Annotated in this window: 15 protein-coding genes and 1 pseudogene; 8 read left to right on the top strand and 8 right to left on the bottom strand. The window is 70.7% G+C overall.

All coding sequences use genetic code 11. From position 1 onward, the window contains the following. Window positions 1–102: 102 nt before the first annotated feature. A complete protein-coding gene (locus OG322_RS16355) occupies window positions 103–591 on the bottom strand; it encodes a MarR family winged helix-turn-helix transcriptional regulator (RefSeq protein ID WP_266411377.1) in 489 nt (162 codons plus the stop codon). A gap of 123 nt (window positions 592–714) precedes the next feature. Here OG322_RS16355 and OG322_RS16350 point away from each other — a divergent pair, with 123 nt between their 5' ends. Continuing rightward, entirely contained in the window at window positions 715–1,830 is a 1,116-nt protein-coding gene (locus OG322_RS16350) for a DUF4037 domain-containing protein (protein ID WP_329306583.1), read from the top strand. 174 nt (window positions 1,831–2,004) lie between these two features. Then, on the top strand, window positions 2,005–3,408 hold the full coding sequence (locus tag OG322_RS16345) for an MFS transporter (RefSeq protein WP_123460694.1): 1,404 nt from the start codon (window positions 2,005–2,007) through the stop codon (window positions 3,406–3,408). A 15-nt stretch (window positions 3,409–3,423) separates the two neighbouring features. On the opposite strand, the gene OG322_RS16340 is transcribed toward OG322_RS16345, so the two are convergent. Beyond that, complete coding sequence (locus OG322_RS16340; RefSeq protein WP_123460695.1) at window positions 3,424–4,086, bottom strand: sigma-70 family RNA polymerase sigma factor; 663 nt, start codon at window positions 4,084–4,086, stop codon at window positions 3,424–3,426. Between the two features lie 74 nt (window positions 4,087–4,160). Here OG322_RS16340 and OG322_RS16335 point away from each other — a divergent pair, with 74 nt between their 5' ends. Then, window positions 4,161–4,988 (top strand): alpha/beta fold hydrolase, encoded by an 828-nt coding sequence (locus OG322_RS16335; protein ID WP_329307740.1) that lies wholly within the window; start codon window positions 4,161–4,163, stop codon window positions 4,986–4,988. Between the two features lie 68 nt (window positions 4,989–5,056). Here OG322_RS16335 and OG322_RS16330 read toward each other — a convergent pair whose 3' ends face one another. Then, window positions 5,057–5,944 (bottom strand): NAD(P)-dependent oxidoreductase, encoded by an 888-nt coding sequence (locus OG322_RS16330; RefSeq protein WP_123460697.1) that lies wholly within the window; start codon window positions 5,942–5,944, stop codon window positions 5,057–5,059. Between the two features lie 47 nt (window positions 5,945–5,991). On the opposite strand from OG322_RS16330, the gene OG322_RS16325 reads away from it, so the two are divergent. After that, window positions 5,992–6,342, top strand: coding sequence for a winged helix-turn-helix transcriptional regulator (locus OG322_RS16325; RefSeq protein WP_123460698.1), 351 nt, complete (start codon window positions 5,992–5,994; stop codon window positions 6,340–6,342). 447 nt (window positions 6,343–6,789) lie between these two features. Then, window positions 6,790–7,749, top strand: a complete 960-nt coding sequence (locus tag OG322_RS16320; protein WP_123460699.1) for an NAD(P)H-dependent flavin oxidoreductase — start codon at window positions 6,790–6,792, stop codon at window positions 7,747–7,749. 111 nt (window positions 7,750–7,860) lie between these two features. Here OG322_RS16320 and OG322_RS16315 read toward each other — a convergent pair whose 3' ends face one another. Further along, window positions 7,861–8,316 carry a winged helix-turn-helix transcriptional regulator gene (locus OG322_RS16315; RefSeq protein ID WP_123460700.1) on the bottom strand — a complete coding sequence of 152 codons (456 nt, stop codon included), beginning with the start codon at window positions 8,314–8,316 and terminating at the stop codon, window positions 7,861–7,863. A 90-nt stretch (window positions 8,317–8,406) separates the two neighbouring features. Here OG322_RS16315 and OG322_RS16310 point away from each other — a divergent pair, with 90 nt between their 5' ends. From OG322_RS16310 to OG322_RS16300, 3 genes are all read left to right on the top strand, one after another. Next, window positions 8,407–9,597 (top strand): MFS transporter, encoded by a 1,191-nt coding sequence (locus OG322_RS16310; RefSeq protein ID WP_124284631.1) that lies wholly within the window; start codon window positions 8,407–8,409, stop codon window positions 9,595–9,597. 205 nt (window positions 9,598–9,802) lie between these two features. Further along, the gene (locus OG322_RS16305) at window positions 9,803–10,294 is read left to right on the top strand and encodes a nucleotidyltransferase domain-containing protein (protein WP_329307739.1); all 492 of its coding nucleotides are present in this window, start codon (window positions 9,803–9,805) and stop codon (window positions 10,292–10,294) included. Between the two features lie 431 nt (window positions 10,295–10,725). Then, complete coding sequence (locus tag OG322_RS16300) at window positions 10,726–11,142, top strand: hypothetical protein (protein WP_329306582.1); 417 nt, start codon at window positions 10,726–10,728, stop codon at window positions 11,140–11,142. A gap of 165 nt (window positions 11,143–11,307) precedes the next feature. Here the strand turns inward: OG322_RS16300 and OG322_RS16295 are convergent, their stop codons facing one another. The 4 genes and pseudogenes from OG322_RS16295 to OG322_RS16280 all read right to left on the bottom strand — a co-directional run bounded on the left by OG322_RS16295 (window position 11,308) and on the right by OG322_RS16280 (window position 14,398). Further along, window positions 11,308–12,105, bottom strand: coding sequence for a hypothetical protein (locus OG322_RS16295; RefSeq protein WP_329307738.1), 798 nt, complete (start codon window positions 12,103–12,105; stop codon window positions 11,308–11,310). A 345-nt stretch (window positions 12,106–12,450) separates the two neighbouring features. After that, window positions 12,451–12,669, bottom strand: a pseudogene (locus tag OG322_RS16290) (DUF5958 family protein); the annotation flags it as partial. 209 nt (window positions 12,670–12,878) lie between these two features. Next, window positions 12,879–13,640 carry an SMI1/KNR4 family protein gene (locus OG322_RS16285; protein ID WP_329306581.1) on the bottom strand — a complete coding sequence of 254 codons (762 nt, stop codon included), beginning with the start codon at window positions 13,638–13,640 and terminating at the stop codon, window positions 12,879–12,881. Between the two features lie 254 nt (window positions 13,641–13,894). Then, on the bottom strand, window positions 13,895–14,398 hold the full coding sequence (locus OG322_RS16280; protein ID WP_306088580.1) for an NUDIX domain-containing protein: 504 nt from the start codon (window positions 14,396–14,398) through the stop codon (window positions 13,895–13,897). Between the last annotated feature and the right edge of the window lie 104 nt (window positions 14,399–14,502).

The raw sequence follows: 14,502 nt of genomic DNA, 5'->3' as shown, positions 1-14,502 counted from the left end.
TCGGTCGGGTCAACAAGAGAGACGCTAACAGATGGTTTTGTTGAGGACTATTTCTTTCGGTCTCATCTTTGGGGTGCGCCGCTTCGGGCTCCGACCGTCCGGCTACTTCCGGCTCTGCCGGGCCCGGCGGGTCGCCCCGGGGGTCTCGGCCGGGGCGGACAGGTGGCCGCCGGCCAGTTGACCCAGGGCGCGCAGGAGTGTGTCGCGGTCGCCGCGGTCCAGGCCGGTCAGGGCGTCCCGGTGCACCCGGTCCACGATCTCCTGGCTCCGTCCGGCGAGCGCCGCGCCCTTCTCGGTGACGGCGATGATCCGCGCCCGCCGGTCCCGGCCGGAGGGCCGGCGCTCGGCGAGGCCCGCGCTCTCCAGTGCGTCCACCGTCACCACCATCGTGGTCTTGTCCATGTCGCCGATCTCGGCGAGCTGGATCTGGGTGCGCTCCTCCTCCAGGGCGTGGACCAGGACGCAGTGCATCCGCGCCGTGAGCCCGATCTCGGCGAGCGCCGCCGACATCTGGGTCCGCAGTACGTGGCTGGTGTGGTCCAGGAGGTAGGAGAGGTCCGGCGCGGTGCGTGTGGGTGCCATGGCGGTCATGTCTGCCAGCGTAGCCATTCGATCTGTGGCGGATCGTCCGCAAACAGACTTTCCTGGGAGGTGGCCCCGCCGGCCCGGAACTAATCGATGGCCGATCCGCTTCCACCCCCGCACAGTGGCCGTATGACCCACACCGAAGCCGCGTTCCTGCCAGGTCTGGAGCTCTCCCGCATCCTGTACGAGGAGGCCGTGCGGCCGATCCTGGAGGCCGGCTTCCCCGGGCTGCCGTACGCCGCCGCGCGGATCGGGCCGGGCTCGGAGGTGCTCGGCTTCGACACGGCCCGGTCGGCCGACCACGACTGGGGCCCGCGGCTGGACCTCTTCCTCGCGGCGGACGACGTGGCGGCACACGGCGACGCGATCCGGCGGCTCCTGGCGGACCGGCTGCCGAAGGAGATCCGCGGCTGGTCCACCCACTTCCACCCCGCCGGTGATCCGCTCGACCCGGTCGGGCACCTGGAGACGACCGACGGACCGGTCAGCCACCGCGTGTTCGCGTACGGCATCGGCGACTGGCTGACCAGGGAAGCCGGCTTCGACGCGTCGACCGCCGAACCGGCCGTCCGGGACTGGCTCGCGATGCCGCAGCAGAGACTCGCCGGGATCACCGGCGGTGCGGTGTTCCACGACGGCCCCGGCCTCCTCACTGCCGCACGGCGGCGGCTGGCCGGGTATCCCGAACAGGTGTGGCGGTACCTGCTGGCCTGCCAGTGGCAGCGGATCTCCCAGGAGGAGGCCTTCGTGGGGCGCTGTGCCGAGGTCGGCGACGAACTCGGCTCGGCCGTGGTCGCGGCCCGGCTGGTGCGCGACCTCATGCGCCTGAGCCTGCTCCTGGAGCGACGGTACGCGCCGTACAGCAAATGGCTGGGCAGTGCATTCGCTCAACTGGAGGCGGCCGAAGGGCTGTTGCCCTCCCTGCGCGGCGCGCTGGCGGCCACGGATCAGCCGGAACGGGAACGGCACCTCTGCGCCGCGTACGAGGCGGTGGCGATCCGTCAGAACGAGAGCGGCCTGATCGGCCCGGTGGACCCGTCCCCCCGCCCGTACCACGGCAGGCCGTTCCTGGTCCTGCACGCGGAGCGCTTCGCCCGCCCGCTGGCCGCCTCGCTCACGGACCCGGAGCTGTGCGGCCGGCCGCTGACCGGGGCCGTGGACCAATGGGCGGACAGCACGGACCTGTTGATGGGAGCGGACGGGGACGCGCTTCGGGCGGCGGGGGCGGCGATGGCCCGCCGGTGAGGGGGCGCCGGACGTCCGCCGCTCAGCCGCGGCGGCCCGAAATCCAGTGGCAGGCCGTCGCGCCGCCCGCATAGCTTTGGCGCCCGTGACTCATGATCCGAAAGCGCTGTCCGACGGGTTGGCACATGTCCTGTGCGCCACGGCGGCCAACCTTCTGACGACGGGCGGACGGCGATGACCGAGCGTGCTCCGGCGAAGCCGGAGACCGCCGTCGAGGAGCGTCTGTTCTCCCGGACGTACGCGGCCGCGACCATCAGCTTCGCCGCGGTGATGTTCCTGACCGGGTTCGCCGCGCTCGCCGTCGTGCCCACCCTCCCGGCGGCCGCCCGGGAGCTGGACGGGGTCCACCTCTACCCGCTGGTGGCGGGCTGTTTCGTCGCCGCGAGCCTGCTCGGCGGGGTGCTGGGCGGCGACTGGGCGGACCGTGCCGGGGCGGGGCGTCCGCTGGCGGCCGGTGTGGTGCTGGCGGTGGTCACCCTGGTGGTGTCGGCGACCAGCACCACCATCTGGCAACTGGCGGTCGGGCGCTTCCTGGACGGGGTGGCGGCCGGGATGATCGCGGTGGCCATCAACACCGCCATCGCCCATGCCTACCCGGACCGACTGCGGGCGCGCGCACTGGCGTTGATGAGTACCTGCTGGATCATCCCGTCGCTGACCGGCCCGCCGCTGGCGGGGCTGGTGGCCGACTGGTGGTCCTGGCGCGTGGTGTTCTACGGCCTGGCCGCCCTGACCGTGATTCCTTCGCTGGCCGTGGTGTTCCTGCTGCGCAGCCGCTCCTGGCAGGCGGCGCCCGCGGACCTGGCCTCCGAGGCGTCGGCGGACCGGGTGCCGCGCCCCGCGCTGCTGGTCGCGGCCGCGGTGAGCGTGGGCGCGGCGCTGGGGCAGTACGCCGTCTCGGGCTGGGACGTGCGCCACCTGCTGTGCGGGGTGGCGGGAGTGGCGCTGCTGGTGGTGTTCGCGCCCCGGCTGCTGCCGCCCGGCACCTGGCGTGCCGCGCGCGGGCTGCCCGCCGCCGTGCTGCTGCGCGGTCTGACATCGGGGGCGTACTTCACGCTGGAGGCATTCGTGCCTCTGCTGCTCGACACCGCCCGGCGGGTGCCGCCCGTGCAGACGGGGCTGGCCTTCACGGGCGCCGCCATCGCCTGGGCGGGCGCCTCCTGGCTGCAGGGCCGCCTCCAGGGACGCGTCTCCCGCCACCGGATGATCACGGCCGGTTCGCTGGTGATGGGCGCGGCGGTCGTGATCGCCGCGGCCGGGACGCTCCCCGGGACACCCGCGCTCACCGCCGCCGGGGCCATGGTGCTCGCGGCCATCGGCATGGGCATGGTCGCCCCGTCCCTCACCCTGCTCTCGCTCACGCACAGTCCGCCGGGCCGGCAGGGATATGCGAGCAGCGCGATGCAGACCAGCCAGAACCTGGGCCAGATGGCGGTCATGGGTGTGTCCTCGGCCGTGTTCAACCTCTTCCTGGGCATCGGCTCCGCCGACCTGGCCGGGTACGCCGCCGCCTTCGGCCTGCTGCTCGTGCCGAGCGTCCTGGCGGCCGCCCTCGCCGCCCGCGCCCGGAGCAGCTGAAACCCGCCCGAGGGCTCAGGAGCCGTCCCTGAGCCGGTCGCGCTGAATCCGGTGGGCGAGGGTGCGGCGTACGGAGGCCGAGCCGAGCGGGGCGGCGCCGGCCGGGGCGGTGGCCTGCCTGGACGGTACGTCGAGACCGCGGCTGATCTCGTCGTACGCGTCCCGGTGGGCACGGGACAACGCCTGCGCGTCCGCGTCCCGGTGGACATCGGGCACTCCCTCGCCGTACCGCCGCAGATCGTCCTCGACGAGCCGCCGCAGCTCGTCGACGTTCTCCGGGGTGAAGCGCTTCCTGCCCCGGGCGAGGGCGCTGACGCAGCCCGTGCAGCGGGCGGCGTCCGCGTACGTCTCGGAGATGTCCTCGGCCAGCCCCCACAGGCGTCCCTCCAGCCACGGAACGTCGTGCTGGCCGAGGGAGAGGTCCATCGAGGGTGCCGGATCGGCGGAGCGGTACTTCGTCACCTGCTTGGACACGGCGGGCTGACTCATGTCGGTGAGCCGCGCGATACGGTCCTGGGTCCAGCCGAAGCCGATGAACAGCCTGATCATCTCGGCGCGGAGCTTCCGCATCTCCTCGCCCGCGCGGATGACGTCGTTCATCCCGGCGAGCATCCGCTCGGCCTGTTCCTCGGTCAGCGCCCCGGGGCTGTGCCGCGTGTCCTTCTCTCCGCCTGCCACAACCAAGTTATATACCTGACCACCGCGTCATAACCACGTTGTACAACCTGGTTATGGCTGGCAGTATCGCTCGTATGACCACCTTCTGCGCGTCCGACGGCACCCGGCTCGCCTACCGCGCGTACGGGGACGGCGACCCGCTCGTCTGCGTCCCGGGAGGCCCTGCGGACTCCCGCTACCTGGGCGACCTCGGCGGCCTGTCCGGTCACCGCCGCCTGATCGTCCCGGACCTGCGCGGCACCGGAGGGTCCGCGGTCCCCGAGGACGTCTCGTCCTACCGCTGCGACCGCCTCGTCGACGACGTCGAGGCCCTGCGCGAACACCTCGGCCTTCCCCGGACGGACCTGCTCGCCCACTCGGCCGGTACGAACATCGCGACGCTGTACGCGGCCCGGTTCCCGCAGCGTGTCGGCAGGCTCGCCCTGATCACCCCCAGCACCCGGGCCGTCGGTATCGAGATCACCGGGGAGGAGCGCCGCGAGCTCGCGGCGCTCCGGAAGGACGAGCCGTGGTACCCGGCCGCGTCCACCGCGCTGGAGGCGATCACCCGGGGGGCGGGCGGCGACTGGGATGCCGTGGCCCCGTTCTTCTACGGCCGGTGGGACGACGCGGCACGGGAGCACTGCGTGGCGAGCCGGCCGGAGAACCCGGAGGCCGTCGCCGGCTTCGGAGCGGAGGGCGCCTTCGGCCCGGCCGCCACCCGCGCGGCGATCGCCGGCTTCGGGGCCCCGGTCCTGCTGCTGGCCGGGGAGTTCGACCTGAACAGCCCCCCTCGGGCGGCGGCCGGATTCGCCGCGCTGTTCCCCGGAGCGGCGCTCGTCGTGCAGCCGGGGGCGGGGCACTATCCGTGGCTCGACGACGCCGGCCGGTTCACCGCGGCTGTCGAGGCGTTCCTGCGGTGATCCGGGCGCGGGTGCCGGTCGGCCGGCCCCGCCCAGTCCGGTTCGCCGGGTCCGGTTCGCCCGGTCCCTCAGGCTCGGCCGAGCAGTTCGGCGACCCGGACGAAGCCGTCGGTGCCATGCCCGTCGGCGACGGCCCGCCGCGCCAGTTCCCCGGCCGCGCGCATCACGCCCGCGTCGATGCCGTGGGCCTCGGAGGTGTGGACGATATGGGCCATGGAGGATGCCGCCGAGGTGAGCGGATTGTCCTCGCCGGAGAAGTCCCCGTCGTCCAGCGCCTGTGCGTACTGCCCGAAGATCGGTGGCAGGATCGCGCTGATTCCCTGGGCGAACGGGGCCAGTTCGCGCGCGGTGACCCCTTCCGCCCGCGCCACCGCGAGGGCGTGCGCGAAGCCGGTCATCGCGGTCCAGAAGATGTCCAGCAGCGCGATGTCGTACGCGGCCGCCCGGCCGATCTCCTCGCTCAGATGGGTATGGGTGCCGCCCAGCGCATGCAGGACTGGCCGGTGCTCCCGGTAGAGCTCTGCCGGGCCGCTGTGGAGGAACACGGCGGCCGGTGTCCCGATGGTGGTGGTCGGCGTCATGATCGCGCCGTCCAGGTAGCGGATGCCGTGCCGGGCGGCCCAGTCCGCGGTGGACCGGGCCCGGTCCGGGGTGTCGGCGCTCAGGTTCACGACCGTGCGCCCCTTGGCCGCGTCCGTGACCGCGTCGCTCCGCAGGACGGCGTCGGCCGCGTCGTAGTTCACGACGCACACCACGGTCAGCGGGCTCGCGGCGACCGCCTCCCCGGCCGACGGGGCGCCGGTGGCGCCGCGTTCGACCAGTTCCCGGTCCCGTCCCGGGGTCCGGTTCCAGACCGTGGTCCGCAGACCCGCGTCCAGGAACGCCCGGGCCAGGCAACGGCCCATCGGTCCCAGACCGAGCACGGTGACGGCAGACTGTTCGGAGGGTGTGGACATGCTTCAACTCCATTGAAAACGTTGACGAAAGCGGTGGACAGACCGAGATGACACGCAGCCGTGCACAGGATCCGAATGTCTGCGGAGTGACGGCCGCGATCGCGGTGATCGACGGCAAGTGGAAGACCGCCCTGCTCTGGCTGCTGGAGTCCGGGCCGTGCCGCCCCGGAGAGCTGCGGCGTCAGCTGCCGGGGCTCAGCGAGAAGGTGCTGACCCAGGGGTTGCGCGAGATGGAGGACGACGGACTGGTGCACCGGGAGGTGTACGACGAACTGCCGCTCAGGACCGAGTACTCCCTGACCCCGTTCGGCCGGGAGCTCTCCGAGGCGCTGGCGCCGCTGTCCGACTGGGGACACCGCCGCCTGGAGCGGCTGACCGGGTCCCCTTCGGCGTCCTGACCCGGGTGCGTACCTTCTGACCCGGGCGCAGTTCCTGGCATGGGCCCACTCTCCTGGCACGGGCGACGCGAGACGCCATGACCTCCCCTCCGGCGTCCGGCTTCCGGCCGGATGCCGGGTGCGTTGCCGCGCTGTCTTCCGTAACCAGGTTCGCCCGGGCGGCGCCGGCTGCCAAGTACCCACAAAAAGGTGGGTACCGGGGTGGGTGCCGAGGTGCGTGCGAGGGCGGGTACCGAGGCGGTCCGGCGGTCGTTGACAAAGCGGAACAGATGGGCGGTCGTACGGAGCTCCACCCCGGGGATTCCGCCTGGCAGGCGGCGCGGGACGAACTGGCGTCCGGCTCAGGCCCGTTCGGCCGGGTCGAGTCCACGTAGGCCGACGAGGCGCCGGCTCCCGTCCGGCCGCGCGGGATGACGTGGCACGCCCGCGAGGGCGATGCTTACGGTCATGGAACTGTCCACTGCGTTCACGGAATTGCTCGGTGTACGGCACCCGATCGTGCTGGCGCCGATGGGCGGATCGGCCGGGGGTGCGCTGGCGTCGGCCGTCTCCCGCGGCGGCGGACTCGGGATGCTGGGTGCCGGAATGGGGGACCGGGACTGGCTGGCCCGCGAACTGCCGGTCATGGCTGGTGTCGAGGAGCCGTGGGGCGTCGGTTTCCTGAGCTGGGCGACCGGTGCCGGTGCGGTCGAGCAGGCGCTGGAGTACGGGCCCCGGGCGGTGATGCTGTCCTTCGGGGATCCGAGCCCGTTCGTCGAACGCGTCCGGGCGGCGGGCGCGGCGGTGATCATTCAGGCCACCGATCTGGAGGAGGCCCGGCAGGCCGTGGACCTGGGCGCCGACATCATCGTGGCGCAGGGCACCGAGAGCGGTGGGCACGGCGCCCGGCGCGGGCGGTCCACGCTTCCGTTCGTGCCGGTCGTGGTGGATCTGGCGGCGCCCGTACCGGTGCTGGCGGCGGGCGGGATCGCCGACGGCCGCGGCGTGGCCGCCGCCCTGGCCCTGGGCGCTGCGGGGGCGCTCATCGGCACCCGGTTCCAGGCCACGGCGGAGGCCCTCGCCGACCCCTCGGTCACCGAGGCGATCGTGCGGGGACGCGGGCAGGACACGGAGCGCAACAGCGTTCTCGACATCGCCCGCGGGTCCCGGTGGCCGGCGAAATACACGGCTCGCACCCTCGGCCACCCCTACCTCGACCGATGGCGGGGCCGGGAGGCGGAACTCTCGGCGTCCGCCGCGGCCCAGCAGGACTATCGGGCCGATGTGGCAAGAGGCGCTGTGCCGCCTCTGCCGGTATGGGCGGGCGAGGCCGTCGACCTCGTCACGGACATGCCGCCCGCGGCCGATCTCGTCGCCGCGCTGGCGACTCAGGCCGTCGAGGCCCTGGCGCGGGCGGGGAGGCGCTGAACTCCGGGAAGGCCGGCCCTCGGCACGCCGACGGGCGGCTGCTGGACAGCTGCCACGCCGAACGGCACTTGGTGGGCGCCCGCGTGCCGGCCGGGCGATCTCCTGGCCGCGTTACCCGCCGACCTTGCGCACGTGTGAGGTCGATGCCGTGACGGGCCGGCCGCTCCGGTCCAGAACGCTGAGGCGGGGCACGTCCCGTCCGTCGTGGTCGACCAGGACGGAGCGGTCCTCGCCGGGGGCGAAGGCATGGCGTTCTCCCCACTGCCTGAGCGCGACGACGGTGGTGAACAACTCCTGGCCGGCGTCGGTGAGCCGGTAGGTGTGGCGCTTGGCCCCGGGGGGAGTGCTCGTGGCCAGGATGCCGTGCGCGGTGAGCTTTCGGAGCCGGTCGCTGAGGATGTTGCGGGCGACGCCGAGGCGGTTTCGGAAATCGGTGAACGACGCCGCGCCGTCCATTGCGTCACGGACGATGAGCAGACTCCACCGGTCGCCGACGAGATCGACCGTGCGCGCAACCGGGCACGTCGGATCGGTCCACTCCTGGTCTGCCGGCACCGCGTCCGTCATTGGACTCCTCCCGCATGAGTTGCAGATCGAAACCATTGTGCCTTAATCTCAAACGGTTTCATATTGAAACCAATCGGGAGGTGGGCAGGGATGCCGTCGACGATCACGAGCGGGCAGCGTTTCGTCCTGGCGTCGGTGTGCGCGGTGGCGGTGTCCACGATCTACGCGATCCAGCCGGTGCTGGAGGCTGCGGGCAGCGACCTCGGGCTGGCCGGTTCGGCGCTGGGGTGGCTGGTCGCGGTCGGCCAGCTCGGGTACTTCGCCGGACTCGTCCTGCTGGTGCCGCTCGGGGACGTCCTCGACCGGCGCACGCTGATCGTTGGGCATCTGATCCTCACCGGCGCGGGTGCGACGATCACGTCCCTCGCGCCCGGAGGGGTGATCGCCGGGGTCGGCCTGGCGGTCGCGGGCCTGTTCGCGGTGGTTGTGCAGATCACGGTCGCCTATGTCGCGGCCACCTCGCCGCCCGGCGAGCGCGGCCGCAACATCGGCACGGTCACCTCCGGGGTGGTGCTCGGGATTCTCGGCGTCCGCGTGCTCGCGGGTGTACTGGGGGACCACTTCGGGTGGCGGGCCGTCTACGCCGTTCTCGCCGCGCTCTGCCTCACTCTCGCCCTGATCGCGCACCGGACCCTCGACCCCGACGCCCGGCCCGCGCGGGCCCGCTACCGGGACGTCCTCGCCACCGCGGGACATCTCGTCGCCACCGACCGGCTCTTCCTCGGCCGCGGGCTGATCACGTTCTTCCTGTTCGCGTCCTTCGGCACCCTGTGGAGCGGGCTGGCCCTGCCGTTGGCGGCCGCGCCATGGCACTTCGGTACGACGGCCATCGGGCTGTTCGGCCTGGCCGGCCTCATCGGCGCCGTGGCGGCCGGGCGCGCGGGCATCTGGGCCGACGCGGGGCGCGCCCAGGCCGTCACCGGCTGGTCGCTGGCGCTACTGGCCGTGTCCTGGACGCTCACCGCGCAGACGGTACCGGCCCTGTGGCCGCTCATCGCAGGCGTCGTGCTGCTCGACTTCGCCGTCCAGGCCGTGCATGTGAGCAGTCAGCACCTCCTCACCGCCGCGCACCCCGAACGCTCCAGCAGCGTCATCGGCGCCTATATGGCCTTCTACTCGCTCGGCTCCGCCCTCGGTGCCGTGACCACGGCGTGGGCGTACGCCTCCTCGGGGTGGTGGGCGTCCTGCCTGCTCGGCGCCGCCTATGCCGTGGCCGCGCTGGCGGTGTGGGCGCTCTCCCGGCGGGCGGCAGGTGCCCTGCCGGTGTCCTGTCCCAGCTGAGTGCGGGGAGTGCGAGGCTCTGACCCGCAGTGCTTCGTCCTGTCCGGGACGTGCCGGCCGAGGTCGTCCGTGCAGGTGTGGGCAGTTCGGCGCATGGGATGTCCCGCCGCAACGATCGGTCCTGACCCACTCCTGTGATCTGCGGCGACCGGCCGAAGGAATCCGTTCGCTGTCCGAGGTGATCGCTTCTAGCCTGCGTCGCGTGATGACAGCTGAAGATGTGTTGTCCGTCCTGGCTCTGCTGCGACGGGCTGAAGCGGATGTCTGGATCGGCGGAGGATGGGGGATCGACGCTCTGATCGGTGAACAGACCCGGGATCATCGCGACGTGGACCTGATGCATCGGCAGGACCAGGAGACCGCTGTGATGGCCGCTCTCTCCGAGGTGGGGTTCGTCGAGAGCCTGAGCCGGAGGCCCATCCGATTCGTCGTCACGGCTCCGGACGGCCGGGAAATCGATCTTCATCCTCTCGTCTTCGCCGACGACGGCTCGGCGGTGCAGGCGTCGCCCGAACCGGAGCGTCCGTTCCTCTATCCCCCACGATGTTTTGTGACCGGCGCTATCGAGGGAACGCCCGTCCCGTGTCTATCCGTCGAACAGCAGGTCTACTTCCACCAGGGTTACGAGCCCACGGACCGCGATCGGCATGACATGACTCAACTCCGTCGAGTCTTCGGGATCGCGACGTACTTCTGATCCCCGTCGCCCAGATGGCGAATGAACGCAGGACTGGAAGGTCAGCCCCGGCAGGCACAGTTGTGTGTCCTGGAGGGTTCAGGAAGGCCTTGCCTGCGGCGGAACGGCTTCCAGCAGCGCGCAGGGCGCCACCGGCGGTGCCCCGTCCTGCTGACCAGCGAACCCGACGCCTTCAGCAGCCGGTAGGTGGGCCGGCAGCCGTAGTGGCTGCGACAGCAGCTCCACCGACGCCGCCTCTGCCGGAAGCCACCTGTGCTCACCTCCGGCATCACGCCGGCCGACGTCGAATTCCTCCGCCCGCGACCCCATGAGCAGAACTGCCCAGAAACGCAGGGGACCCGCCGGATCATCCGGGGCGACACCCCTCATGAGGACAAGGCCGAGACCAGGACCGGCCCGTCAACCTGTTGCACGCCCCATAAGGTGGTCAAATGTTCGATTACCTGGGGATCAGGGTGTTGCCTCCTGGACCCCGGTTCGCTGCCCAAGTGCGGTTCTGGGTCAACGGCGAGGATGTGCTCGAAGAGGCGGTCGGCGAAGGCGGGCGCGGACCGTACGCCGCTGATGCGCTGCCGGCTGGCCACCCCAGTCCCCTCCGAGCGACCCGCGAGGCGCGCCGCCTGGAGCTGGGAGAACCGGGCTGCACCGGTGGCTGCTGTGGCTTCCTGGCCGTCGTCGTGCAGCGACTCGGGGAGATCGTGCAGTGGTCGGACTGGGAGATGCCGCGAGAGGGACACAGCGCCATGCCCCACCCGCTGCCGGAGCTCCACTTCGACGCGAGTCAGTACGACGCCGAAGTGGCTCGCGCTGAGGCGAGCAGGGACTGGGTTCGCCACCACAGGAGTTGAGCCGGATTCCCACTTTGGGAGGCAGGAGAACGGGCCCGGCAAGCGGCACTCTTCCACCGCCTGCACCGATCCGCCGAGCCTGAAACGCCGAGCCAACCATGGTCCGGGCGCCTCAACCGGCGGGCTTCGCCAACCGGGGCGTACAGGTTTGACAGCCCAAGTGGATCAGAGCGTGAGCACGGGACGGGTGGAGAAGTCCTCGCAGAGGCCTTCACCGTCCGGCCCGTACGCGAACTCAGCCATGGAGGGGTTGCGGTTGGCAGTAGCCAGGGGCAGCCACGCCAGCATGTAGCCGTACCCCCCGCACACCGACTCGCCGCCGTCACCGCCGTGGGCCGCAGTGACGTCGCTCGTCAGTTCCGTGCGGTAGGTGTCATGGGCGATTCGCAGGCCGAAGCCGCTCAGCTGCTGATGCGGGCCGGTGCGGTCCCCGTGGGGGATGCGGTCGAGGGGGCGGTCATTGCCCCACCGGAACAGGGTGTCCGTGCCGGCTCCACAGCCGTGCTCCCACTCGTCGGAGCTCGGCATCCGCAGGCCGCGAGCCGCGAGGACGGCCGGCATGTCGGCAGGCGGTTCGGTCAGATCCTCGTCCTCCACAGCCATGAGCACCGTGGCCAGGGTGACGCTCCGGCGGGGGCTGAGCACGTGCGCGAGGTGGGCCCGCAGGTCGGAGCCACAGCCAAAGCCCTGATCCAGGCTCTCTGCATAGTCGGCGGCCTGCGCAGGTGACGGCTGCCAGGCGTTGAGATCGAATCCGAGTGTCACCGCGCCGCCGGGTATCAGGGCGAATTCCTGCCCGTCCCGCTCGATCCGAACCCGATGCAGCGGAGCGCCGAGATGCTCCATGGTCTCCACGACGGTCACGTGGCCCTCCACCTGGTGCGCCGCCTCTTGGGCGACGCGACGTGCGGTAGGCAGCTCGAAGGACCGCCACTGGTCGAGACCGAGATCAGCAAGAGACATGGGGCGCAGTGTCGCACTCAGGTCTGACACGGCTCGCGACTGACGAACCCCGAAGCCGGGCGGCAGCCGCAGCCGGTGCTGCGACTCTTCGGGGTGGATGACACCGCCGTGCTGAGCTGGGCCGCTGGTCGAGGCTATGCGCAAACTGCCGAGGCTGAGCGCGATGTTTCCCCTCCGGCCGCTGGCCCGGTAGGCGCGAAAGCGCGAGGGATCAGGCCGAGGCTTCGGGGGTGTCAATGGACAGGCAATGCCATTCGTGGCCGCAACTGTCGGAGCAGAATCGCTCCCGTCGGCGATTGCCAGCACCGCGATCAATAGCCGGAATGATTTGAGGCGCTCATCGTGAGGGGTGAGACTGGCGATCTTCCCGAGTTGTTGGTCGATCCGCCCTCGTACGATCAGGACTGCCGGCGTGTGCGTGGCGCGAAGTCCGGAGCGGCGGATACTTTCCGGGCCGTCCTCGGTGGTGGCGCGGGCCTGAATGCAGAAATGTGACAGGAGGCGCAGGGTGTTGGACTGCTCCTCAGTCGAGAGGCCCTCGAACCACTCGATTCCCTGTGGCATCGGTCGAAGCTCTTGGGCGAGTTCGTTGAGAATGATGTACGGATCAGTCATTCTCGCGCCCCCGTTACGCTCGACTCACAGATTTTCCCGGTCATCCAAGCAGACCCTCGGGTGCCTAAGGGCGTGCAGAGCATTAACTTGCGTGTTGTAGCCCTTGACACCGCTGCTCAAGCAGGGTGTTCGACAGCAAGTTGTTTACCGGCACGCCCTTAGAAAGGCAGTTCGTCGGCTTCCAACGGCTCTGAGTACCCACGTACCCAGTGGCCGGGGAGGGTGGCGCAGAGCGACTCCAGGTCGGCGAACGTACTTCCCCGAACGTGCAGCCAGCTGTGGTCACTCAGTCCGTCGAGCCGCAAGAGCTTCCCCGGCGCGGAAAACCAGCACACGGGTGACTCTTCCTTCCCCGTCCACATCGGGTACTCGGGAAACTCCACCGGCGCGAACCGACTCGGCAGCTCTCGAATCAGGCTGGCGGGAAGTTCGCAGGCGTTGTAGAGCCGTCCTTCGCTGCCAAGCAGCGTCTCGCTGAGTACGAGCTCGACACAGGCCAGGGAGACCCGCTCCAGGTAGCGGACCCAACCATCCCGTGACTGGACGAACACCGGCGGATCGTCCTGACCGAGGTCCCGCAGCCGCACTCCCCAGAAAGCGCATCCCTGGTTCTCGCTGCGGAAGACGAGCACTCCACCGAACTCGTCGTGCACGAACAGCTCGGAAGGGCGCAGCAGCGGGTCCTGGTTGCCGGTGAGGTCGTGACGCGTACCGAGAAGCGAGTACGCCTCGCGCAACGCGGTCGGCAGCGTGAGCCCCAGCATCTCCTCGGCTCGCTCCAGCTCCTCCGTTCGCGTACCCGCGCCGTCGGCGAGCGGCTCCGCCCACGCTGCGGCAAAGTCCCGAACGAAGGCCCAGGCTCGCGCCCTGTCGAGTATCCCACCGCGCAGAGCTTGAGCCACATCGAACTCGTCAACCATGCGGTGGACCGTACAGGCCGGCCAGCTTCGCCGGGACTCCGCCAGGTCGTTTGCCAGAACCACTGGGACTCGCCACATCTACTGAGAACGGACATCTGCCGCTGGAAGCCGCACAGGTGAGACGGAGCGAGCTAGTTGTCGTCAACCCGGCACCCTGACCGGGGGGTTTCTGGGCCGTTGAGCACGACAACTGTCGTCGGATTCGCATCGTTCTTGGCGTGTACCGCACTTATCGCAAGCAAAGGCGGGCAAGGTCAGGACTGCACGGTCCGGAACACGAGATACCGGCTGAAGGCCTCGTGGCTGTCGGGGGTGAAGCGCCACTCCAGCAGGGCCGCCCGCAGCTCCGGCTCGGTCAGCCAGCCATGCCAGGCGACCTCACCGGGATCGGCGGCCACGGCGTCCGGCACCAAGGCTTCGTGCACGCCGAGCCAGTGAGGGCTCAAACCGCCGCGGTTGAGGAACGTGAACAGCAAGCGCGGCAGCACCCGAATGCCCAGCTCTTCGGCCAGCTCCCGCGAGGCGGCCTGTTCATAGGACTCACCGACATCCACGGCACCACCGACCACGACCTCATGGAGCCCGGGGAAGCGTGACAGCTGCTCCGACCGCCGGTGGACGAGGATCCGCCCTCGCTCATCACGACATACCGTCACGGCGACCCGGTGCAGCCAACTCTCCCGAATGGCCTGCCGGCGGCTGACCACTATCCCCAGCACACGATCTTGATCATCGACACGCTCCACCAGTTCGTCCATGACGGACACCCTGGCAGAGCCCACCGACAACGTCGCTTCCCGGAGCCCCGTGGAGGCCGACCCAAGAGAACCTGCGCCAGGAGGTCGGACGTGGATGACGACAG

The sequence above is a fragment of the Streptomyces sp. NBC_01260 genome, assembly GCF_036226405.1.
GTDB lineage: Bacteria > Actinomycetota > Actinomycetes > Streptomycetales > Streptomycetaceae > Streptomyces > Streptomyces laculatispora.
The sequence above is the reverse complement of the archived record's forward strand: the minus strand, read 5'-3'. Positions and strand labels throughout refer to the sequence as shown.

Excerpts from the sequence above, each read along its gene's own strand:
- OG322_RS16355 (WP_266411377.1), bottom strand. The coding sequence starts at position 591 with ATGACCGCCATGGCACCCACACGCACCGCGCCGGACCTCTCCTACCTC.
- OG322_RS16350 (WP_329306583.1), top strand. The coding sequence starts at position 715 with ATGACCCACACCGAAGCCGCGTTCCTGCCAGGTCTGGAGCTCTCCCGC.
- OG322_RS16345 (WP_123460694.1), top strand. The coding sequence starts at position 2,005 with ATGACCGAGCGTGCTCCGGCGAAGCCGGAGACCGCCGTCGAGGAGCGT.
- OG322_RS16335 (WP_329307740.1), top strand. The coding sequence starts at position 4,161 with ATGACCACCTTCTGCGCGTCCGACGGCACCCGGCTCGCCTACCGCGCG.
- OG322_RS16330 (WP_123460697.1), bottom strand. The coding sequence starts at position 5,944 with ATGTCCACACCCTCCGAACAGTCTGCCGTCACCGTGCTCGGTCTGGGA.
- OG322_RS16325 (WP_123460698.1), top strand. The coding sequence starts at position 5,992 with ATGACACGCAGCCGTGCACAGGATCCGAATGTCTGCGGAGTGACGGCC.
- OG322_RS16320 (WP_123460699.1), top strand. The coding sequence starts at position 6,790 with ATGGAACTGTCCACTGCGTTCACGGAATTGCTCGGTGTACGGCACCCG.
- OG322_RS16315 (WP_123460700.1), bottom strand. The coding sequence starts at position 8,316 with ATGACGGACGCGGTGCCGGCAGACCAGGAGTGGACCGATCCGACGTGC.
- OG322_RS16310 (WP_124284631.1), top strand. The coding sequence starts at position 8,407 with ATGCCGTCGACGATCACGAGCGGGCAGCGTTTCGTCCTGGCGTCGGTG.
- OG322_RS16305 (WP_329307739.1), top strand. The coding sequence starts at position 9,803 with ATGACAGCTGAAGATGTGTTGTCCGTCCTGGCTCTGCTGCGACGGGCT.
- OG322_RS16300 (WP_329306582.1), top strand. The coding sequence starts at position 10,726 with ATGTTCGATTACCTGGGGATCAGGGTGTTGCCTCCTGGACCCCGGTTC.
- OG322_RS16295 (WP_329307738.1), bottom strand. The coding sequence starts at position 12,105 with ATGTCTCTTGCTGATCTCGGTCTCGACCAGTGGCGGTCCTTCGAGCTG.
- OG322_RS16285 (WP_329306581.1), bottom strand. The coding sequence starts at position 13,640 with ATGGTTGACGAGTTCGATGTGGCTCAAGCTCTGCGCGGTGGGATACTC.
- OG322_RS16280 (WP_306088580.1), bottom strand. The coding sequence starts at position 14,398 with ATGGACGAACTGGTGGAGCGTGTCGATGATCAAGATCGTGTGCTGGGG.